Origin of the sequence: Saccharopolyspora hirsuta (genome assembly GCF_008630535.1) — a bacterium.
Lineage (GTDB): Bacteria > Actinomycetota > Actinomycetes > Mycobacteriales > Pseudonocardiaceae > Saccharopolyspora > Saccharopolyspora hirsuta.
Map to the genome: position 1 here is coordinate 108,785 of NZ_VWPH01000007.1, position 20,678 is coordinate 129,462.

Consider the following 20,678-nt stretch of genomic DNA (forward strand, 5'->3'; position numbering starts at 1 on the left):
TGCGCGGTGGAAGGTCCCGCCGTTGACCCGGAAACCCCGCTGGTGCCGGAACTGTGAGCTCATCGTGCGATCGACCACCCCCGATCGGAGCGGACCGCGAATCCGGACAGCTCCAGTTCCGGCAGCAGCGCCCGCACCTCGCCCAGCGGGAGGCCGCAGTCCCGCGCGAGCTCGTCCGCGCTGGCCCCCGCCATGCCGCGCAACGAGTCGTGCAGGCGCTGGGCGTGCGGATGCAGTCCGTCGGTGCGGCGGTGCGCCCCCGAGACCTCAGCCGCGCTCGGCGCACCGATCGGGCTGACCGCCTCGAGGACCTCCTCGGTGCTGGTGACCAGCACTGCTCGCCCGGAACGCACCATCCCGTGGCAGCCCACCGAGTTCTTCGAGGTGACCGGCCCTGGCACGGCCAGCACCGGGCGCCCCAGCGCATCCGCGGTGTTCGCGGTGTTGCCCGCGCCGCTGCGCGCCCCCGCCTCCACCACGACCGTGGCCCGGCCGGAGGCCGCGATCAGCCTGTTCCGGACCAGGAACCGGTGCTTGCGCGGCTCCGTTCCAGGCGGGTACTCGCTGACGACGGCGCCCTGCTCGGCCACCGCGCGCAGCAGGCGGCTGTGCCCCGCCGGGTAGTCGATGTCGACCCCGCAGGCCAGGAACGCCACCGTCCGGCCACCAGCGGCCAGCGCACCCCGGTGCGCCGCACCGTCGATGCCGTACGCCGCACCGGAGACCACCGTGAACCCGGCTTTCGCGAGCCCGTGGCCGAACTCCGCGGACACGTGCTCGCCGTAGCCGGAGGCCGCGCGAGCGCCGACCACGGCGATCGCCCGGTCGAGGACCGCGGTCAGGTCGGCCCGCCCCCGCACCCACAGCGCGATCGGCTCGGCCACCTCCGGGAGCCCGACCTCCCGCGCCCCGGCCAGGTTCTCGAAGGCGCTGCCCGGCCAGTCCGGGTCCTCCGGCACGACGAGCCGGGCTCCGGCCGCCTCGGTCGCCTCGAGCAGCTGCTCCGCGGACACGTGCTCGTACCTGGCCTCGACCTCGGCCAGCACGTCCGGCGGCGCCTTCCCCCGCAGGATCACCTCGACCGTCCGGCACGCACCGTGCCGGGCGACGAAACCTGCCAGCGCCGGGGCCGGGGGCTCGGCGGCCGCGGCCAGGAAAGCCCTCGCCAGCCGCACTTCCCGCCGCCCCTTCTCGCCCATCTTCGCCCAGTTCCCCATCACGCAGCCCTCCTGTCCCGAAACTCCAGCGCCGCCGCCACGTGCTCGGCGTCGGGGCGCTCCTTTCCGTCGAGGTCGGCCAGCGTCCACGCCACCCGCAGGCAGCGGTCCGCGCCGCGGGCGGTGATCGCGCCGACCTCCAAACCTCGATCGAGCAGCCCGGTGACCTGGTCCGGCAGGGCGAACTCGCGCCGCAGCACCGGTCCCGGGACCTCCGTGTTGGTCTGCCACCCGTGCTCCGACCAGCGCTCCCGCGCGGCGGCGCGCGCCCGCGCCACCCGGTCGCGCACGACAGCGGTGCTCTCCGGCTCAGCACCGCTGTGGACCGTCATCGCGGTGATCGGGCGCATCCGCACCCGCAGGTCCACCCGGTCCAGCAGCGGGCCCGACAGCTTGCCGAGGTAGCGCCGCCGGACCTGCGGCGGGCACTGGCAGTCGAGATCCCTGGCGGGCGCGCAGGGGCACGGGTTGGTGGCCAGGACGAGCTGGAACCTCGCCGGGTAGCGGAGCGTTCCGTCCCGCCGCGCGAGCCGGACCTCGCCCTCCTCCAACGCCGTGCGCAGCGCTTCGAGCCGCTTCGGCCCGAGCTCGCACGCCTCGTCCAGCAGCAGGACCCCGCGGTGCGCCCTGCTGACCGCGCCCGGCCTGGCCAGGCCCGTGCCGCCGCCGACGAGCGCCGGGATGGACAGCGACGAGTGCGGTGCCACGAAGGGCGGGGTCCGCACCAGGGTCGCCGAGCCGGTGAGGTCCCCGGCCACCGACCGGATCGCCGTCACCTCCAGCGCTTCCTGCCCGCTCAGCTCCGGCAGCAACCCGCACAACCGCTTGGCCAGCATGGTCTTGCCGGTACCGGGCGGACCGACCATCAGCAGGTGGTGCCCGCCCGCTGCCGCGACCTCGAGCGCCCAGCGCGCCTCCGGCTGGCCCAGCACGTCGGCGAGGTCCGGCGCCGGCTCCGCCGGGGGTTCGTCCATCGGCGGTGGGTACCGGGCCAGCTCACCGAGTTCGCGCAACCACGCCACCACCTCGCGCAGGTGCGTCGCACCCAGCACCTCGATGCCCTCCACCAGGTGCGCCTCGGCCAGCCCTTCCGCGGGCACGATCGCCCGGCGCATGCCCTCCTTCCGCGCGGTCAGCAGTGCGGGCAGCAGGCCGTTCACCGGGCGAATCCGACCGTCCAGCGCCAGTTCCCCGAACAGCACCGTGCCCGCCAACCGGTGCGGCGGCACCAGTTCCGCCCCGGCCAGCACCGCGCAGGCCAGCGCGAGGTCGTACGAGGTCCCGGCCTTGGGCAGCGCAGCCGGGGACAGCGCGAGCGTCACGCAGCTCGCGGGCCAGTCCTCCCGGCAGTTCTGGACGGCCGCCCGCACTCGGTTCTTGGACTCCTGCAACGCGGTGTCCGGCAGGCCGAGCAGCTGCAACGAGGGCAGACCGCCCTTGCGCACGTCCGCTTCGATCTCGACGAGCACGCCGTCCACGCCGAACAGCGCGACCGCCCAGGTCCGTCGCAACGCCATTCAGAACACCCCCTCGAGGTGCCGGAGGCGCGCGGATCTGCCCGGTGGCCAGAGCACCGAGACGAAGTCGAAGCGGACCGGACAGCCCACCAGCTCGCGCGCGGCCAACCAGGACCGCGCGGCGCTGCGGATGCGCACGATCTTCTCCGGGTTGAGCGCGTAGATCGGCCCGCCGTAATCGGCTCCGGACCGCGTCTTGACCTCGCAGCACACCACGGTGTCGCCATCCGCGGCGACGATGTCGAGTTCGCCCTGCGGGCACCGCCAGTTCCGGTCCAGCACGGTCATTCCGCGGCCCTCCAGCAGTTCGGCGGCCAACCGCTCCCCGGCCAGCCCCAGCGCATGCCTGCCGTCACCGGTGCAGGCATCGCTCACCGGGCCCAAGATCTTCTTCCGACGCACGAATTCCTCCTCTGCTTCCGGGACTTCCCGCACCTGGGCAGCACCGGTCGGCTCGGCGAGGGGTTTTCCCGCAGCGCACCAACGGTTCCGGGCACGGGTGGACAACTCCAATTTGCCCGGAAATCCCGTCGATCTCCAGCGCCAATCGAAATCTGTGGATAAACGAGTCCCCTGTGGACAACTCCGCTCACTCGGAAGAGTGGGAATGCGAAGAAATGCGAAGAAGAATTTGTAAAACCGGCTCTAATTTTGGATCTCGGGCGTCTAGGGCGTCCAGCGACCGAGGGTCGTTCAGAGGTGATAACGCGCGGACTTGAGGCGGTGGGGCGCGGGGTCCCGTTGGGATCAAAGCGGTAGGCGGCCGCTTCGGGAGTGCGATTTCAATTGAAATTGGCGTCGTCGCCGACGGAACCCACGGCGACGAGGTGGGCCAATTTCAATCGAAATCGCAGTCGTCACCACCTCGGGGACTGCCGTGATACCGAGCTGGACGACCGTGCGTCCCGCGGCGACCGGGCCTGCGGCACGGCGAGCGCGCAGCCGGGCTTCCAGTCGTCGCCGCGGTTTGGTCGCTGCGGAGCGCAAAAAGCTCGGGCGGTGGTCTTGCGACGGCCGCCCGAGCTTCGCTTCGACGGTAGGTCAGGAACCGAACGGGCCGCTCTCCGGCAGGCGGAGATCCGGTTTGTCCAGCTCCTCGACGTTGACGTCCTTGAACGTGATCACGCGCACGTTCTTGACGAACCGCGCCGGGCGGTACATGTCCCACACCCACGCGTCCGACATCGCCACCTCGAAGTAGACCTCCGAGTCGGAGTTGCGCACCTGCACGTCCACCGCGTTGGCCAGGTAGAAGCGCCGTTCGGTCTCCACGACATAGGTGAACTGCCCGACGATGTCGCGGTACTCCTTGTAGAGCTGCAGCTCCATCTCGGTCTCGTACTTCTCGAGATCCTCGGCGCTCATCGCTGTGCGAGCCCTTCTGCGTTGCCGATCGGACTACAACACCTCATTGTCCACCACTTCCCCCTCAGAAGCATCGAACAGCCCGGGCTTGCTGCTCACCGAGCGCGGCGAGCGCAAGCCGTGCCGCCGCGCCGCGGCCACCACGTTCGCATAGGACCAGCGGTGCTCGTGGCAGGGCCCGTGCTCGGTCAGCCGCGTCGAGTGCAGCGGTGTGCTGTACCCCTTGTGCACGTCGAACCCGTAGACCGGGAACTCGAGGTGCAGCTGCTCGGTCATCAACCGGTCGCGGGTCACCTTCGCCAGCACCGATGCCGCCGCGACGCAGGCCGCCACCAGGTCGCCCTTGACCACCGCCACGCTCGGCGTGGCCAGGCCCTGCACCCGGAACCCGTCGGTCAGCACGTAGCCGGGGTGCTCGGACAGCTGGGCGACCGCGCGCCGCATGCCCTCCAGGTTGGCCACGTGGATGCCGAGCGCGTCGACCTCCTCGGCGGGGATCACGACGGTGGACCAGCTCAGCGCGCGCTCGGTGATGCGGTCGAACAACCGCTCCCGGTCGGCCTCGGAGAGCGCCTTCGAGTCGGTCAGCCCCTCGAAGCGCCGGTCGTCACCCGGCTTCAGGACGCAGGCGGCCACCACCAGCGGCCCGGCGCACGCACCTCGCCCGGCCTCGTCCACGCCGGCCACCGGCCCGAGGCCCCGGCGGTCCAGCGCGCGCTGAAGGGCCCAGTTGCCGCTGCTGCGCCGGATCACCGACCTCGGCGGCCGGAACTCCGCCACCGTCACGTCAACGTCACTCCGAGGCTCGTCGCTTGCTCACCACACCGACGAGCCTACGACCCAGCCACACCGTCGGGAACGCCGCGGCCACCCCGAACCCGACCGGCAGGCCGGTCTGCCAGGCGGGCGCGCCCAGCGCGACCGCCTGCGGGTTCGGGTCGTCGATGCCCTGCCAGCGGGTCGGCGGCAGCACGATGAACTGCGCCTTGCCGATCACGTTGTCCACCGGCACCGCACCGTTGACGCCGCCACCGCCCTGAAACCGGGAGTCCATCGAGTCGTTGCGGTTGTCGCCCATCACCCACAGGTGCCCCGGCGGGACCGTCACCTCGCTGAACTCCTTCTGGCCAACGCCGCGGCCCGGCTCCCAGTACAGGTACGGCTCGTTGAGCGGCTTGCCGTCGACCAGAACCCGGTTCTGCGCGTCGCAGCACTCGACCTTCTGGCCGCCCACCGCGATGACCCGCTTGACGAAGTCCTTCTCATCCGGGGCGCCGAAGCCCAGCAGCGAGGCCACGCCCTGGAAGAAGCCGGCCACCGGGTTGGTGGGCTCCTCGGCGGTGAACTCGTTCTGCATCCACGGCTGCGGGCCGCGGAACACCACGACGTCGCCCGGCTTCGGGTCCGAGAACCGGTAGGTGATCTTGTCGACCAGCACCCGGTCGTTGTTGCAGCCGGTGCACCCGTGCAGGGTCTGCTCCATCGACTGCGACGGGATCACGTAGACCCGCGCGATGAACGCCTGGATGAGGACCGTCAGCACCAGGGCGGTGACGATCAGGATCGGCAGCTCGCGCCAGAACGAGCCCTTCTTCTTCTCCTTGGGCTTGCGGCGACGAGGAGCTTCCCCCGAGTCCTCCGGGGCACCGCTGTGGTGCTCCGCCTCGTGGGGCTCCTCCGCTGATCCGCTGCGCATGACGTCGGCCACCCGGCCAGGCTACTGGAACCGCAGCGGGCGTCGTCGCGCTCCCCCGCTTCGACGAGCCCGGATGAGCCGCCATGACGTGCTCTTTTCCACCGCGGCCGGGACGAGGAGCACGCCCCGCCCCGCGCTGATCACCCGAAGGTGGAACAGCGCCCCGGACAAAAGGAACAGCCCGGATGCGGGGCATCCGGGCTGTTCACCACACGTCCGTCCGATCAGGAAGCGGCGGTCTCCCGCTTCTCCTTGATCTTCGCGGCCTTGCCGCGCCGGTCGCGCAGGTAGTACAGCTTCGCCCGCCGAACGTCACCGCGCGCCACGACCTCGATCTGCGCGATGTTCGGGGTGTGCACCGGGAACGTCCGCTCCACACCGACACCGAAGGAAACCTTGCGCACGGTGAAGGTCTCCCGGATGCCATCGCCCTGCCGGCGGATGACCACGCCCTGGAAGACCTGAGTCCGCTCGCGCGAACCCTCGATGACGCGGACGTGGACCTTCAGCGTGTCACCGGGCCGGAAGGCCGGGATGTCGGAACGCAGCGACTGGGCGTCCAACGCGTCCAGGGTGTTCATCGGTGGTCCGTCCTCATCCGTGTCGAAGGCACCCGTGTTCTCGCATGCCGATGACCCGACCTACTGCTGGTGGGCACCGCCTGACACGGGGTGAACTTGCTTAACGCACGCCGAACACCTGTCCGGCTGTGTCAACCGTTCCAGTGTGCCAGATCCGCTTCTCGGTGTCTCAACCGCCCCCACCGACGCGGGGTCAGCGAGGTGCATCTCCGGCATTCCGGGACTCGTCGGAGTGGTCCGACGCCCGCAGTTTATCGAGTTGCGCGCGGTCGGCCTTATCCAGGGCCCCCTCCGGCAGCGCGGCCAGCAGATCCGGGCGCCTGCGGTAGGTGCGGGCCAGCGCCTGGTCCCGCCGCCAGCGGTTGATCGCGGCGTGGTTGCCGGAGCGCAGCACGTCCGGGACGGCGTGCCCACGCCAGACCTCGGGGCGGGTGTAGCAGGGCCCTTCCAGCAGGCCGTCGGAGAAGGAGTCCTGCTCGGCCGACAGCGGGTTGCCCAGCACTCCGGGCAGCAGGCGGGCCACCGCCTCGATCATCACCAGCGCGGCGACCTCGCCGCCGACCAGCACGTAGTCGCCGATGGAGACCTCCTCCACCGGCATCCGGGTGGCCGCGTCGTCGATCACCCGCTGGTCGATGCCCTCGTACCGGCCGCAGGCGAAGACCAGCCACGGCTCGGCGGACCAGCGGATCGCGGTGCGCTGGTCGAACGGCCGACCGGCCGGAGTCGGCACCACCAGCCGAGGCATCGGCTCCTCGCCGGTCCCGCACACGGCATCCAGCGCCTCGCCCCACACCTGGGGCTTCATCACCATGCCGGGACCGCCGCCGTAGGGGCTGTCGTCCACCGCGCGGTGCACGTCGTGCGTCCAGTCCCGCAGGTCGTGCACGCCGACCGCGATCCGGTCGCGCTCGATGGCCTTGCCCAGCAGCGCTTCCCGCAGCGGGTTCAAGTAGTCGGGGAAGATCGTGATGACGTCGATGCGCATGGGCTCTACTGACTCCGAACTCGACTTGCGTGGCGGTGCCGGTAGCGGAACCTCAGGCCCGCCTGGCTGTGGGTGCCCAGCCTGATGTATGGCCAATACACGGCGGCTGGGCCGTCCTCGCCAGGCGAACGCTGAGAACCCGCGGCGGTGCGAGTTGCGAGGGTGGGCTAAGCGGCTGGCGCCGCTTCGAAGACAAACCGAAAACGCCCCCGCCGGACGGCGAGGGCGGGACTGCTTCGCTTGCGGTTACTCGCCGAGCAGGCCTTCGGGCGGGTCGACGACCAGCTTCCCGGCGGCGAGGTCGATCTCGGGCACGATCTCGGCCACGAACGGCACCAGGACCTCGCGGTCGTCGGCCGTGCGCACCGACAGCAGCTCGCCCGCGGGCGTGTGGATGACCTCGCGCACCTCGCCGACCTCGGCCCCGGAGACCTGGACGGCCCGCAGCCCGACCAGCTCGTGGTCGTGGAACTCGTCCGGGTCCTCGGTGGGTTCGAGGACGTCCGTGGTGACGGTCAGCATCACGCCCCGCAGGTCCTCGGCCGCCTCCCGGCCGTCGACGCCCTCGGCGCGCAGCAGCAGCCGCCCGGCGTGCGGCCGGGCGGCTGCCACGGTGAGGTTCTGCCCGCGGTCCTTGCCGCGGAGCTGGGTCCCGAGCACCGAGCCGGGTGCGAACCGCAGCTCGGGGCTGTCGGTGAGCACCTCGACGACGAGCTCTCCCCGCACACCGTGCGGTCGGACGATGCGCCCCACGGCGAGGGTCTCCGGCCCGGGTTCAGCCATGGCGCTCAGCGGTCGGTGTCGACCACGTCGACCCGGATGCCGCGACCGCCGATGCCGGACATCACGGTCCGCAGCGCGGTCGCGGTGCGACCGCCGCGGCCGATGACCTTGCCCAGGTCGTCGGGGTTCACGTGCACCTCGAGGGTGCGACCGCGCCGGGTCGTGAGCAGCTGAACGCGGACGTCGTCGGGGTTGTCGACGATGCCGCGCACCAGGTGTTCAAGCGCGTCCGCGAGGACCGTCACGCCTGACCTTCCTCGGACTTCTGCTCCTCGGCCTTGTCCTCAGCCTTGTCCTCGGCCTTCTTGCCACCCTTCTTCTTCGGGGTGGTGGCCTCGACGGTCGGCTCCTCGCCGGCGGCGGCCAGCGCGGCCTCGAACAGCTCCTGCTTGCTCGGCTTCGGCTCGGCGACCTTCAGGCGGCCCTCGCTGCCCGGCAGGCCCTTGAACTTCTGCCAGTCGCCGGTGATCTCCAGGATGTTGCGCACCGGGTCGGTCGGCTGCGCCCCGACACCCAGCCAGTACTGCACCCGCTCCGAGTCGACGACGATGCCGCTCGGGTTCTCCTTCGGGTGGTACTGCCCGATCGTCTCGATGGCCCGGCCGTTGCGGCGGGTGCGGGCGTCGGCGACGACGATGCGGTAGTGCGGCTCGCGGATCTTGCCGATCCGCGCGAGCTTGATCTTCACAGCCACGGGTGCTGGTGCTCCTCAGACTCTCGTTCGTGCTCCGGTGAGCACGCCGAACCGCGTGGGGCAGCGCTTCGGAATGCTCGTAGGTCAAATCGGCCACAAGCGGTGAGAGGGACCCCTCGCGGCGAACAGCTAACCATTCTGCCAGATCCAAAGCCCGCAGCAGCTGCGGGGTACTTCCAGTCTGACGAACTCATCCTGCGCAGCGGGACCTCAGCGGCGCCGGTTGCAAGCGCGGACCGAGCGGCTACGCCGCTTCAATGATGCAGGTCAACATCGGGAAGCGGTCAGGCCGGGAGGAGGCCGAGGGAGATCAGCAGGAGGCCGAGCGCGGGCAGGAAGTTGTTCACCTGGTGGGCCACCACGCTGGCGGTCAACCGGCCGGTGACCATGCGGGCCACGCCGATCGGGATCGCGATCACCAGCAGCAGCGCCGTGCGCTGCGGTTCCAGGTGGCCGATCGCGAACACCGCGGTGCTGAGCACGAACACGTTCAGCTGGCTCCAGCGCATCCGCTCCATGGCGCCCCAGAGCAGGCCGCGGTAGAGCAGTTCCTCGCACAGCGGTGCGATCAGCCAGATGTGCAGGAAGACCACCACGGCCACGACCGGGGGCAGCTCCACCCCGTCGAGCACGCTGCTCACCGTCGAGTGGGCGTTGTCCGGGCCGACCCACCTCGCCCACAGCGTGGTCGCGATGGTCGTGGTGACCAGGCCGATGCCGCCGATGGCCAGCCCGGTGGTGACGTCCGACCAGCGCCACTCCAGGCCGAAGTCCAGCCGCGGGCCGTTGCCGCGCACCACGGTGATCACCACCGCCAGCGCCCCGGCCAGCACCGTGGGCAGCATCAGCATGATCACCAGGGTCCCGGCGTCCGGGCTGCCGAGGGCGGCGGCCAGCGTCACCGACACCAGCACGAAGACCGCCTGCGTCAGGAAGAACGCACCGAGCCCCCACCGGTGGGTGCGGACGGGTGCGGTGGTCGACCGCTCCGGGGAGTCCCCGGCCGATTCTGGCTGTTGCACTTCGTTCACGGGCGTCTCCGCAGTGCCGATCGGCATGGCCGGTCCCTGCCTGACCGCTGGCGAGCCGCCAGGTTACCGCCACCGGCGCAACGCGCGGCAGCGGTTTTCACCGGGCGACGGCGAACAGCAGGAGGGCCGGCAGGAAGTTGTTCGTGGCGTGGGCGATCATGCTGGCAGCGACCCGTCCGGTGATCATCCGCGCCGCGCCGATCGCCAGACCACCGACGAACAGCACCGGGGTGCGCCACACCTCCTGGTGAATCAGCGCGAAGATCAGCGTGGTCAGGATCAGGATCGCATATCTCGGCAGCCGGTAGTGCTCCAACGCGCCCCAGAGCGCGCCGCGCATCAGCAGCTCCTCGGTCAGCGGCGCGCCCAGGAAGGCGAACAGCGCGAACAGGAACAGCCACACGGTGCGCTCGCCCTGCATCAGCCGGGTCAGGTCGGTCTCCGGCGGTGGGCCGGACACCGCGATGATCACCAGGGTCAGCAGCCAGGAGCCGATCAGCGCGGCGACCCCGCAGGCCACCCCCACCTTGAAGTCGCGCCGCTTGGGCACGATGCCGAAGTCCGAGCGCAGGCCTCGGCCGCGCCACCAGGAGAACACCGCGGGCACCAGGCCGAGCAGGATGTTCGGGGCGAAGGCGAGCAGCAGCAGCGGACCGGTGTTGGGCGGGGTGGTCGGGTCGAACCCGCCGTGCCGCTCCGGCCGGGCCGCGGTGAGGATCAGCACGAGCAGGTAGTAGCCGCCGTAGCCGATGAAGAACGCGGCGAGGCCCCAGGCCAGCGAGCCGCGGCGCGCGGCCTCCAGCTGGGCCTCCCAGAACGTCGGGTGCAGGTCGGGGTGCGTCGGCTGCGCAGGCCGGTCCGGACTGTTCTGCGGCTGCTCCCCCACGGCGCACTCCCCTCGACGCCATCAACCCTAAGTGCTCAGCGGGTTCGACGCCGATCACGCCTCCGCGCGCTGACCTGGCCGTTCGAAGGCCTCCGGGCGTTCGCGAGGACCGCAAAACTGCGGTTGATCAGGCCGGGCCGACGACGACGTTGCCGCGCAGGAGGATGCGGCGGGGGTTGCGGAGCTCGGTGAGGTCCTTGCGGGGGTCCGCAGCGTAGCAGACCAGGTCCGCCGGGGCGCCGTGCTCGAGCGCGGGCCAGCCCAGCCACTCGCGTGCCTCCCACGCCGCTGCGCCGATGGCCTGCTCGGTGGACATCCCGACGCGGTGCAGGGCGATGACCTCCTCGGCCAGCACGCCGTGCGCGATGCCGCCGCCCGCGTCAGTTCCCGCGTACACCGGGATGCCCGCCTCGATCGCCTTCGCCACGGTCCGGTCGGCCCGCTCGTACAGGTCGGTCATGTGCGCGGCGTAGGTCGGGTACTTGGTCGCCGCCGCCGCGAAGGACGGGAAGTTCTCGATGTTGATCAGCGTCGGGACCAGCGCGGTGCCGTGCCGGGCCATCAGCTCGATGGTGTCGTCGGTGAGGCCGGTGCCGTGCTCGATGCAGTCGATGCCCGCCGCGATCAGCCCGGGCAGCGCGTCCTCGCCGAAGACGTGCGCGGTGACGCGGGCGCCCATCCGGTGCGCGGTGGCGATCGCCTCGGTGAGCACCTCGTCGCTCCACAGCGGGGCCAGGTCGCCCACCGAGCGGTCGATCCAGTCGCCGACCAGCTTGATCCAGCCGTCCCCGTAGGCGGCCTGCTCCGCGACCGCGGCGGGCAGCTGCTCCTCGTGGTCGAGCTGGTCGGCCAGGTACGGGATGTAGCGCTTCGGGCGGGCGATGTGGCGTCCGGCGCGGATGATGCGCGGCAGGTCCTCGCGCTCCTGCAGCGGCCGGGTGTCGACGGGCGAACCGCAGTCGCGGACCAGCAGGGTGCCCGCGTCGCGGTCGAGCTCGGCCTGCGCGACCGCCTCGTCCAGCTCCACCGGGCCCTCCGGGCCGATGCCGATGTGGCAGTGCGCGTCGACCAGGCCGGGCAGCACGAAACCGCCGTCGAAGACGGTTTCGGCGCCCGGCACCGGGTCGAGGCTGATCCGGCCGTCGCGGACCCACAGGTCGCGGTGCGCGCCGTCGGGCAGCACCACCCCGCGCAGGTGCAGCGCGGTCACTTCTTCTTGCCGTTTCCGAAGTTCAGCTTGGACGGGTCGAAGCCGGGCGGCAGGTCGTTCATGCCGCCCTCCAGCTTGGACAGGTCCGGTCCGCCGGGCGGCAGGCCGGGCATCCCGCCCGGGGGCATGCCGGGGAAGCCGCCGGGCAGGCCGCGCATGCCCTTGGGCTGCGTCGGGCCGCGCCCCTTCTTGCCCTTCTTCCCCTTCTTGCCCTTGCGGTTCTTGCTGCCGCCACCGCCGCCGAAGCCGAAGCCGCCGGCCATCTGCTGCATCATCTTGCGGGCTTCGAAGAACCGGTTGACCAGGTCGTTGATGTCGCTGACGGTCACCCCGGAACCCCGCGCGATGCGCTGGCGGCGGGAGGCGTTGATGATCTTCGGGTCGGCCCGCTCGGCGGGCGTCATGCCGCGGATGATCGCCTGGATGCGGTCCAGGTGCTTCTCGTCGAAGTTGGCCAGCTGGTCCTTCATCTGACCGGCGCCCGGCAGCATCCCCAGCAGGTTCTGCAGCGGGCCCATCCGGCGCACCGCCTGCATCTGCTCCAGGAAGTCCTCCAGGGTCAGCTGGCCGGTGCCCAGCTTCTCCGCGGCCTTCTCCGCCTGCTCCTGGTCGAAGGCCTGCTCGGCCTGCTCGATGAGGGTGAGCATGTCACCCATGCCCAGGATCCGGTTGGCCATCCGGTCCGGGTGGAAGAGGTCGAAGTCCTCCAGCTTCTCGCCGCTGGAGGCGAACATGATGGGCTGGCCGGTGATCTCGCGGACCGACAGCGCGGCGCCACCGCGGGCGTCGCCGTCGAGCTTGGTCAGCACCACGCCGGTGAAGCCGACGCCGTCGCGGAACGCCTCGGCGGTGTTGACCGCGTCCTGACCGATCATCGCGTCGAGCACGAACAGGACCTCGTCCGGGGTGATCGCATCCCGGATGTCGGCGGCCTGCTTCATCATCTCCTCGTCGATGCCCAGCCGGCCGGCGGTGTCGACGATGACGACGTCGTGCTGGGCCCGGCGGGCCTCGTCGATGCTGCGGCGGGAGACCTCCACCGGGTCGCCGACGCCGTTGCCCGGCTCCGGCGCGAACACCGGCACCCCGGCGCGCTCGCCGACCACCTGCAGCTGGTTCACCGCGTTCGGGCGCTGCAGGTCGCAGGCCACCAGCAGCGGCGTGTGGCCCTGCCCGGACAGCCACTTGGCGAGCTTGCCCGCCAGCGTCGTCTTACCGGAACCCTGCAGACCCGCCAGCATGATCACGGTCGGCGGGGTCTTGGCGAACTCCAGCCGCCGGGTCTCGCCGCCGAGGACGGTGACCAGTTCCTCGTTGACGATCTTGATGACCTGCTGGGCCGGGTTGAGGGCCTGGGAGACCTCGGCGCCCTTGGCGCGCTCCTTGACACCCTTGATGAAGCTGCGCACCACGGGAAGCGCCACGTCTGCTTCGAGCAGGGCGATGCGGATCTCCCGCGCGGTGGCGTCGATGTCCGCGTCGGACAGCCGCCCCTTGCCGCGCAGGTTCGTCAGGACCGAGGTGAGCCGGTCGGAGAGAGTGTCGAACACGGGTTCACGGGCTCCAGAGTCGATGGATTACCTATGCGAGGGTAACTGCCCGCACCTACCGCCCGGTGTGGGCTGGGCAGCGCAATCGCGGAAATGGCGCAACCCCGGGTGACCGCGAGGGCCACCCGGGGTTTCCGCCAGCTTGATCAACCCTCGCAACGTGCACCGCCGCGGGTTCTCAGCGCTCGCCTGGCGAGGACAGCCCGTTCGCCGTGTATTGGGCATACATCAGAACGGGCTCCCGCAGTCCAGGCGGGCGCTGAGGTTCCGCTACCGGCACCGCTGCGCAAGGTGGCTGCAACGAAAATTTCCGCTCAGCTGCGCTGGTAGTCCTCGCGGCGCGGGCCTCGGGACTGCGGCGAGCGCTGGCCCTTGCGGTGCGGGCGGCGGTCGCCGCGGTCGCGCTCCCGGGCGGGGCGGCGCGGTCGGCGGCTGATGAACTCGCCGTCCGCGCGGCTGATGCGCAGCCCGCGCCCGGCCACCTGGGTGGTGCGCAGCTTGCTGAGCAGCTCGTCCGGGAGGTCGGCGGGCAGTTCGATCAGGGTGTGCTCGTTGCGGATGTCGATGTGCCCGATGTACTTGCTGGGCACACCGCCCTCGTTGGCCAGCGCCCCGACCAGCGCGCGCGGGGTGACCCGGTTGCGGCGGCCGACCTCGACCCGGTAGGTCTCGGTGTCCGAGCTGCTCGGGTGGAACGACGGGCCCTCGCGGCGCGGCGGCTCCGGCTCGGCCTCCAGCAGCAGCGGGCGGTCGCCCTGGGCCATGGCGGCCAGCGCGGCGGCGATCTCCGCGGCCGGCACGTCGTGGGTCTGCTCGTACTCCCGCACCAGCTCCTGGAACACCTCGAGACCGCCCTTGGCCAGGGTGTCGGTGATGCTCTGCGCGAACTTGGCCAGTCGGCGGTCGTTGACCGCGTCGATGGTGGGCAGCTCCATCTGCTGGATCTGCTGGCGGGTGGCCCGCTCGATGGCGCGCAGCAGGTGCCGCTCGCGCGGCGAGACGAACAGGATCGCCTCCCCGCTGCGCCCGGCCCGGCCGGTGCGGCCGACGCGGTGCACGTAGGACTCGGTGTCGTGCGGGATGTCGTAGTTGAGCACGTGCGAGATGCGCTCGACGTCCAGGCCGCGGGCGGCGACGTCGGTGGCCACCAGGATGTCGATCTTGCCGTCCCGGAGGTGGCCGATGGTGCGCTCCCGCTGCGCCTGCGCGATGTCGCCGTTGATCGCGGCTGCGCTGAAGCCGCGGGCCTGCAGCTTCTCCGCGAGCTCCTCGGTGAGCTGCTTGGTGCGCACGAACACGATCATCGCGTCGAACGGCTCGACCTCGAGGATGCGGGTCACCGCGTCCAGCTTGTTCGCGCCGCGCACCGGCACGTACCGCTGGTTGATGTTGGTGGCCGTGCTGGTCTTGGTCTTGACCGAGATCTCGGCGGGCTCGTTGAGGTAGTTCTGGCTGATCTTGCGGATCGCGCCGGGCATGGTCGCGGAGAACAGCGCCACCTGGCGGCTGTCCGGCACGGCCTGCAGGATCCGCTCCACGTCCTCGATGAAGCCCATCCGCAGCATCTCGTCGGCCTCGTCGAGCACCAGGTTCTTCAGCCCGGTCAGGTCGAGCGAGCCCTTCTCCAGGTGGTCGATCAACCGGCCGGGGGTGCCGACGACCACGTGCGCGCCGCGGCGCAGCCCGGCCAGCTGCGGGCCGTAGCCGGTGCCGCCGTAGATCGGCAGGACGTGGAAGCCGGGCAGGTGCGCGGCGTAGCGCTGGAACGCCTCGGAGACCTGGATGGCCAGTTCCCGGGTCGGCGCGAGCACCATGGCCTGCGGGCCCTTGGCGTCGAGGTCCAGGCGGGACAGGATGGGCAGCGCGAACGCGGCGGTCTTGCCGGTGCCGGTCTGCGCCAGACCCAGCACGTCGCGCCCCTCCAGGAGCAGCGGGATGGTCTGCGCCTGGATCGGGGAGGGGGTTTCGTAGCCGATCTCGGTGAGCGCCTGGCGGACGCGCGGGTCGAGGTCGAGCTCGTCAAAGGTCTGCATGCTGAACGCGGGTCTCCTCGCTGGGGTCGACAGGGGGCTGATGGATCGCGGAAACGGCCCGGTGCTGCCCGCCAGGAGGGGGGCGTGGGGTCGGCGCGGTGGTGGAGCCGACCACGGGGCGGTCGCTTGCGCTTGTCGAACCGCGCGTTCCGCTGGACGCACACCCTGTTGCCAGTCACCCGCAGCTCGATGATTCTCAGCCTGGTGCGGCGACCTCCTGGCCGCAGCACCAGCAATCCAGCCTAGCGATCGAGATCCGCGCCCGCCGCGCCGCCCCGGCACAACGGGACGCACATCACGCCCGGACGTCCAGCCGGAGCCCGGGAGCGACGTCGTCGCGGGTCAGCAGGTGCACCCGCTGCCAGCCGCGCGGCACCGCGCCACCGCGCAGCCTGCGGTGCATCCGGTCCGCGCGCTGGACGTGCCGCTGGAACGACGTGCGGCGGATCAACCGGCCGCGCTGCTGCTGCCCGGCCAGCGCGTCGCGCGGATCGGCGTGCAGCCACACCAGCACCCGCTGCCGCCCGCTCAGCCAGCCGAACACCACCAGCAGGGCGCGGGTGGTGGCGCGGGTGGCGGGTTCGTGCGCGACGACCGGGCCGGGCGCGGTCAGGCAGAACCAGACGATGCGGGTCCGGTGCGCCAGGTGCACCACCGGCCGGTAGTAGCGGTAGGGCAGCCGGTCCGGCAGGACCTCGCGCAGGCGCGCGCGGACCTGCTCGGAGTCCAGCGCCGAGATGCTGGCGTCCGCGCGCAGCTTGCCCAGCGCCGTGCTCTTGCCGGCGCCGGGCAGTCCGGCCAGGACGACGAGGGATCGGCGGCCGACGCGCACGGTCGGCGGGGGGTTTGCGACCACTGGTGGTGAGTCCGGTATGTCCACGACGAGGACCAGATTACGCGTTGATCGATCTTGCCCGGAGGGGTCCGGCGCGGGGGAACGCGGTTTCGATGAAGCCGTTCTCATGATGGCTGGTGGCCGCGGGCGCGAAGGAAGGAGGCGGCTCGCCCTCCCCTCGCGAGCCGCCTCCCGCACCAACCCCCTGGTGCACTTCGCAGTCCGCCCGGGTGGCCCTTCCCCTGCCACCCGCGCGGGTTCCCCCGTTGCGATCGCCAGGCCCGGAATCACCCGCCCGACCCCCAGTGCGGGCGGGTGCCCCCTCCGGTTCCCCCTGATCTCCGCGTCGCACCTAGAAGTCTGCCGCCCGGCGGGCTCCGGCGAGACCGTGAAGCCCCCTGAGTGCGGCTGCGTAGTGCTACTCACCTCGGCCCGCTCCCGGTCGGAAAACCACTCACGAAAAGCCGGGAGGGCGCCTCCGGCCGGTGGCCGGGGACGCCCTCCCGAGAACTCGCCAGGGGTCAGATCGCTTCGGGGCCGGTCTCGCCGGTGCGGACGCGGACCACCGTGTCCACCGCGGTGACCCACACCTTGCCGTCGCCGACCTTGCCGGTGCGGACGGCGTGCACGATCCCGTCCACCACCTTGTCCGCGTTGGACTCCTCGACCAGCACCTCGACGCGCAGCTTCTCGATGAAGTCGACCGGGTACTCGGCCCCCCGGTAGACCTCGGTGCGGCCCTTCTGGCGGCCGTAGCCCTGCGCCTGGCTGACCGTCATGCCCAGCACCCCGATCCGGCCCAGCGCCTCCTTCAGATCGTCCAACTTGGACGGTTGCACGATCGCGGTCACCAGCTTCATGCGCGGCTGCCCTCCAGCTTGCGTTCCGCCTCACCGGCCGGGACCTGGGTGCGGCGCGCGGAGCCGCTGTCCCCGAAGTGGTAGGCCGCCTCGGCGTGCTCGGTCTCGTCGATGCCCACGGCCTCGTCCTCCGCGCTGACCCGGAAGCCCACGACCGCCTTGACCAGCAGCGCCAGCACCAGGCTGAGCACGAACGAGTACACCAGAACCGCGACCGCGCCGACGGCCTGCCGCCACAGCTGGTCCAGCCCGCCGCCGTAGAACAGGCCGTCCACCCCGGCCGGGGCGGCCGAGGACGCGAACAGGCCGACCAGCAGGGTGCCCATCAGCCCGCCGACCAGGTGCACGCCGACCACGTCGAGCGAGTCGTCGTAGCCGAACCGGAACTTGAGGCTGACCGACAGCGCGCAGACCGCACCGGTGATGGCGCCGACCGCGATGGCGCCCAGCGGGGTCACCGAGGAGCAGGCCGGGGTGATCGCGACCAGCCCGGCGACGATGCCCGAGGCCGCGCCGAGGGTGGTGGCGCGACCGTCGCGGATGCGCTCCACCAGCAGCCAGCCGAGCATCGCGGCGCTGGTGGCCACCAGCGTGTTGACCAGGACGACCGCGGCGGTGGTGTCGGCGGCCAGCGCCGAACCGGCGTTGAACCCGAACCAGCCGAACCACAGCAGCCCGGCGCCGAGCACCACGAACGGCAGGTTGTGCGGCTTGCCGGGGTCCTTCGGCCAGCTCTTGCGCTTGCCCAGCACCAGCGCCAGCGCCAGCGCCGCGGCACCGGCGTTGATGTGCACCGCGGTGCCGCCGGCGAAGTCGATCGCGGCGATCCGGTTGGCGATCCAGCCGCCGACCGCGGTCACGTTGCCCGCGTCGTCGGTCGAGTCGAAGGCGAACACCCAGTGCGCGACCGGGAAGTACACCACGACCGCCCACAGCGCGGCGAACAGCAGCCAGGGGCCGAAGCGCGCGCGGTCGGCGATCGCGCCGGAGATCAGGGCCACCGTGAGGATCGCGAACATCGCCTGGAAGCCGACGAACGCCAGGGTGGGGATCGAGCCGGAGAGCTGGTCCTCCCCGAGCAGCGAGCTGAGCCCGAAGAACTCAGCGGGGTTGCCGAGCAGGCCGACGCCTCCGACGTCGGAGCCGAAGGCCGCGGAGTAGCCGAAGAGCACCCACAGCACGCCCACCACACCGATGCTGCCGAGGCTCATCATCAGCATGTTGAGCACGCCGCGGGAGCGCACCATGCCACCGTAGAAGAACGCCAGACCGGGGGTCATGAGCAGGACCAAGGCCGCGCTCACGAGCACCCACGCGGTGTCGCCTGAATTCACATCGCCTCCCGTGCGGACCGAGTTGCGCCGCATCATCGGGAATGCCTGTTTCAGCCGACCCGTCCTGCTGTTTCAGCGCGGTGAAATCGAGCTCACCGGGTGTTAAGCCCGCGTTGTGAGGTCACCGCCGTGTTGCACGGACGGCACCTGGCGGTGGCGGCAGGCGAGCAGACCGGCGATCAACCAGGCGGCGCAGCAGGCCATCAGCAGCGCCATCGGGGCGGTCCAGTTGCCCGCGAGGTCGTGCAGGAGCCCGATCAGCAGCGGACCGGTCGCGGCGATGAGGTATCCGACGCCCTGCGCCATCCCGGACAGCGCGGCCGTGGTGTCGCTGTCCGGCGAGCGCAGCCCGATCACCGTCAGCGCCAGCCCGAACGCCGCGCCCTGCGCGACCCCCAGCAGGATCACCGCGGGCCACACGGCGGCGGCCGGACCGACCAGGATCCCGGCGAAGCCGAGCGCGATGCACACGGCCAGCGCGGTGGAGATCGGCCGCTGGTCGCGGAACCGGCGGCACAGCACCGGCACCGTGAGCGACCCGACGGCCTGCACCGCCGCCTGCACGCCGAGCGCCAGCCCGGCCAGCCCGGCGCTCATGCCGCGGCCCTGCAGCATGGTCGGCAACCAGCCGAACACGACGTAGGCCATCGCCGACTGCAGGCCCATGAACGCGGTGACCTGCCAGGCCAGCGGGCTGCGCCACAGCGCGCCGGGCCGCGACGGCTGCGGCGGCTCGCCGGAGCCGCGGCGCAGGACGAAGGCGCTGATCACCAGGGCCACCAGCACCGGAACCGCGAGCAGCCCGAGCGGGGCCTGCCAGGCGGAGCCCAGCGCGACGCCGACCGGCACCACGACGCTGGCCGCGAAAGCGCCGCCCAGCGTCAGGCAGACCGTGTACACGGCGGTGATCACCGGGATGTTGTGCGGGAAGTCGCGCTTGATCAGCCCCGGCAGCGCCACGTTCGCCACCGCGATGGCGGCCCCGACCACGACCGTGCCCGCCAGCAGCGCCCAGGTCGATCCCACCGCCCGCAGCGAGTTGCCGACCAGCAGCACGACCAGGCAGCCGACGACGACCTTCTCGTCGCCGAACCGCTGCCGCAGCGCCGGGGCGACGAACGCGAACACCCCCAGGCACACCACCGGCAGCGTGGTCAGCACCCCGCCGAAGGTGTTCGACACCCCGAGGTCCTGCTGGATCCGCTCCAGCAGCGGCGCCACCGCGGTGAACGGCGGCCGCAGCGCCAGCGCGACCAGCACGATCAGGACCATGGTGGCCACCGCGGCCCTGCCCGCAGCGCGCGGCGGCGCCTGCTGGACTCCGGTACTCACTGCGCAGTTCCCCTCTCGTCGACGACGCCCTGCAGCGACGTCAGGCACGGTTCGATCACGGCTTGAGCGGCTCTGGCCGCGGATTCGGGATCGCGACCGGCGATCGCGTCGAACAGCGCGCGGTGCGCCTCCGGACCGCCTTCGTCCAACGCGCTGTCCGCGCGCAGCGCCACCAGGCTCTCCCGCAGCCGTTCGCTCAGGTAGCGGTACATCTCGGTGAGCAGCGGGTTGCGCGCAGCGTCGACCACGGCGGAGTGGAACTCGACGTCGGCGGCACCGAACGCTTCCGGTGAGGCAGCGCGGTCGCGCCGGTCCAGCAGCTCGCGCAACCGCTCGACGTCGGCGTCCTCGCGCCGCTGCGCGGCCAACCGCGCGGCTTGCACGTCGTGGGCCAGCTGCACCTCGAAGACGTCCCGCAGCTCGGCCAGCCGCAGCTGCCGCAGCATCGGCGTCGGATCGGCCGCGGACACCACGAAGGTCCCGGCCCCCTGCCGGGCTTCCAAGCACCCGAGCTGCACCAAAGCCCGAACGGCCTCCCGAACGACGGCCCGGCTCACGCCGAGCTGAGCAACCAGCTCCTGCTCGGTGGGTATCCGCTCTCCCGGCGCCCAAGCCCCGTTCGCCAACTGCTCGTTCAGCGCAGCGATGACCTCGTCGACGGAAGACCGCCGCCCGACAACCCGCATCCCACAACCTCCCGCCAGACGGTATGCGACAGGTCAGTCGTCAGACAAATTTCCGCCCGGTGAGAACCGCCACCAAACCA

The 20,678-nt window shown here is 71.4% G+C and carries 21 protein-coding genes; all 21 read right to left on the minus strand.

Annotation, left to right across the window (positions count from 1 at the left end):
• Positions 1–59 precede the first annotated feature (59 nt).
• The 21 genes from dprA to F1721_RS16365 all read right to left on the minus strand — a co-directional run bounded on the left by dprA (position 60) and on the right by F1721_RS16365 (position 20,598).
• A complete protein-coding gene (dprA, locus tag F1721_RS16265) occupies positions 60–1,217 on the minus strand; it encodes a DNA-processing protein DprA (protein ID WP_150067872.1) in 1,158 nt (385 codons plus the stop codon).
• Positions 1,217–2,734 carry a YifB family Mg chelatase-like AAA ATPase gene (locus tag F1721_RS16270; protein WP_150067548.1) on the minus strand — a complete coding sequence of 506 codons (1,518 nt, stop codon included), beginning with the start codon at positions 2,732–2,734 and terminating at the stop codon, positions 1,217–1,219. Before F1721_RS16270 ends, dprA begins: the two co-directional genes overlap by 1 nt.
• The gene (locus F1721_RS16275; RefSeq protein WP_150067549.1) at positions 2,735–3,136 is read right to left on the minus strand and encodes a YraN family protein; all 402 of its coding nucleotides are present in this window, start codon (positions 3,134–3,136) and stop codon (positions 2,735–2,737) included. It abuts the gene before it with no gap.
• Positions 3,137–3,775: 639 nt separating this feature from the next.
• On the minus strand, positions 3,776–4,099 hold the full coding sequence (locus tag F1721_RS16280; protein WP_009943624.1) for a DUF2469 domain-containing protein: 324 nt from the start codon (positions 4,097–4,099) through the stop codon (positions 3,776–3,778).
• A gap of 33 nt (positions 4,100–4,132) precedes the next feature.
• On the minus strand, positions 4,133–4,885 hold the full coding sequence (locus F1721_RS16285; protein WP_150067550.1) for a ribonuclease HII: 753 nt from the start codon (positions 4,883–4,885) through the stop codon (positions 4,133–4,135).
• A 7-nt stretch (positions 4,886–4,892) separates the two neighbouring features.
• Complete coding sequence (gene lepB / locus F1721_RS16290; RefSeq protein ID WP_211840512.1) at positions 4,893–5,795, minus strand: signal peptidase I; 903 nt, start codon at positions 5,793–5,795, stop codon at positions 4,893–4,895.
• Positions 5,796–6,019: 224 nt separating this feature from the next.
• Positions 6,020–6,376 carry a 50S ribosomal protein L19 gene (gene rplS / locus F1721_RS16295; RefSeq protein WP_150067552.1) on the minus strand — a complete coding sequence of 119 codons (357 nt, stop codon included), beginning with the start codon at positions 6,374–6,376 and terminating at the stop codon, positions 6,020–6,022.
• Between the two features lie 193 nt (positions 6,377–6,569).
• Positions 6,570–7,364, minus strand: a complete 795-nt coding sequence (gene trmD, locus F1721_RS16300) for a tRNA (guanosine(37)-N1)-methyltransferase TrmD (protein ID WP_150067553.1) — start codon at positions 7,362–7,364, stop codon at positions 6,570–6,572.
• A gap of 246 nt (positions 7,365–7,610) precedes the next feature.
• On the minus strand, positions 7,611–8,147 hold the full coding sequence (rimM, locus tag F1721_RS16305) for a ribosome maturation factor RimM (RefSeq protein ID WP_150067554.1): 537 nt from the start codon (positions 8,145–8,147) through the stop codon (positions 7,611–7,613).
• A 5-nt stretch (positions 8,148–8,152) separates the two neighbouring features.
• Positions 8,153–8,392: an RNA-binding protein gene (locus tag F1721_RS16310; protein WP_010305954.1), complete on the minus strand. Its 240-nt coding sequence runs from the start codon at positions 8,390–8,392 to the stop codon at positions 8,153–8,155.
• On the minus strand, positions 8,389–8,841 hold the full coding sequence (gene rpsP, locus F1721_RS16315; protein WP_150067555.1) for a 30S ribosomal protein S16: 453 nt from the start codon (positions 8,839–8,841) through the stop codon (positions 8,389–8,391). Before rpsP ends, F1721_RS16310 begins: the two co-directional genes overlap by 4 nt.
• Positions 8,842–9,125: 284 nt before the next feature.
• Positions 9,126–9,872, minus strand: coding sequence for a CPBP family intramembrane glutamic endopeptidase (locus F1721_RS16320; protein ID WP_246155022.1), 747 nt, complete (start codon positions 9,870–9,872; stop codon positions 9,126–9,128).
• 97 nt (positions 9,873–9,969) lie between these two features.
• On the minus strand, positions 9,970–10,758 hold the full coding sequence (locus tag F1721_RS16325) for a CPBP family intramembrane glutamic endopeptidase (RefSeq protein ID WP_150067557.1): 789 nt from the start codon (positions 10,756–10,758) through the stop codon (positions 9,970–9,972).
• Positions 10,759–10,885: 127 nt separating this feature from the next.
• Positions 10,886–11,968 (minus strand): metal-dependent hydrolase family protein, encoded by a 1,083-nt coding sequence (locus F1721_RS16330; RefSeq protein ID WP_150067558.1) that lies wholly within the window; start codon positions 11,966–11,968, stop codon positions 10,886–10,888.
• Entirely contained in the window at positions 11,965–13,518 is a 1,554-nt protein-coding gene (ffh, locus tag F1721_RS16335; protein WP_150067559.1) for a signal recognition particle protein, read from the minus strand. The genes F1721_RS16330 and ffh overlap by 4 nt, the downstream gene beginning before the upstream one ends.
• Before the next feature lie 314 nt (positions 13,519–13,832).
• Entirely contained in the window at positions 13,833–15,551 is a 1,719-nt protein-coding gene (locus tag F1721_RS16340) for a DEAD/DEAH box helicase (protein WP_150067560.1), read from the minus strand.
• Between the two features lie 295 nt (positions 15,552–15,846).
• Positions 15,847–16,407 carry an AAA family ATPase gene (locus tag F1721_RS16345; RefSeq protein WP_246155026.1) on the minus strand — a complete coding sequence of 187 codons (561 nt, stop codon included), beginning with the start codon at positions 16,405–16,407 and terminating at the stop codon, positions 15,847–15,849.
• Between the two features lie 500 nt (positions 16,408–16,907).
• Entirely contained in the window at positions 16,908–17,246 is a 339-nt protein-coding gene (locus F1721_RS16350; RefSeq protein WP_150067562.1) for a P-II family nitrogen regulator, read from the minus strand.
• A complete protein-coding gene (locus tag F1721_RS16355; RefSeq protein WP_150067563.1) occupies positions 17,243–18,580 on the minus strand; it encodes an ammonium transporter in 1,338 nt (445 codons plus the stop codon). The genes F1721_RS16350 and F1721_RS16355 overlap by 4 nt, the downstream gene beginning before the upstream one ends.
• A 102-nt stretch (positions 18,581–18,682) precedes the next feature.
• A complete protein-coding gene (locus tag F1721_RS16360) occupies positions 18,683–19,912 on the minus strand; it encodes a CynX/NimT family MFS transporter (protein WP_246155029.1) in 1,230 nt (409 codons plus the stop codon).
• A complete protein-coding gene (locus tag F1721_RS16365; RefSeq protein ID WP_150067564.1) occupies positions 19,909–20,598 on the minus strand; it encodes a FadR/GntR family transcriptional regulator in 690 nt (229 codons plus the stop codon). Before F1721_RS16365 ends, F1721_RS16360 begins: the two co-directional genes overlap by 4 nt.
• Positions 20,599–20,678: the final 80 nt, after the last annotated feature.

Excerpts from the sequence above, each read along its gene's own strand:
- dprA (WP_150067872.1), bottom strand. The coding sequence starts at position 1,217 with ATGGGGAACTGGGCGAAGATGGGCGAGAAGGGGCGGCGGGAAGTGCGG.
- F1721_RS16270 (WP_150067548.1), bottom strand. The coding sequence starts at position 2,734 with ATGGCGTTGCGACGGACCTGGGCGGTCGCGCTGTTCGGCGTGGACGGC.
- F1721_RS16280 (WP_009943624.1), bottom strand. The coding sequence starts at position 4,099 with ATGAGCGCCGAGGATCTCGAGAAGTACGAGACCGAGATGGAGCTGCAG.
- lepB (WP_211840512.1), bottom strand. The coding sequence starts at position 5,795 with ATGCGCAGCGGATCAGCGGAGGAGCCCCACGAGGCGGAGCACCACAGC.
- rplS (WP_150067552.1), bottom strand. The coding sequence starts at position 6,376 with ATGAACACCCTGGACGCGTTGGACGCCCAGTCGCTGCGTTCCGACATC.
- trmD (WP_150067553.1), bottom strand. The coding sequence starts at position 7,364 with ATGCGCATCGACGTCATCACGATCTTCCCCGACTACTTGAACCCGCTG.
- rimM (WP_150067554.1), bottom strand. The coding sequence starts at position 8,147 with ATGGCTGAACCCGGGCCGGAGACCCTCGCCGTGGGGCGCATCGTCCGA.
- F1721_RS16340 (WP_150067560.1), bottom strand. The coding sequence starts at position 15,551 with ATGCAGACCTTTGACGAGCTCGACCTCGACCCGCGCGTCCGCCAGGCG.
- F1721_RS16350 (WP_150067562.1), bottom strand. The coding sequence starts at position 17,246 with ATGAAGCTGGTGACCGCGATCGTGCAACCGTCCAAGTTGGACGATCTG.
- F1721_RS16365 (WP_150067564.1), bottom strand. The coding sequence starts at position 20,598 with ATGCGGGTTGTCGGGCGGCGGTCTTCCGTCGACGAGGTCATCGCTGCG.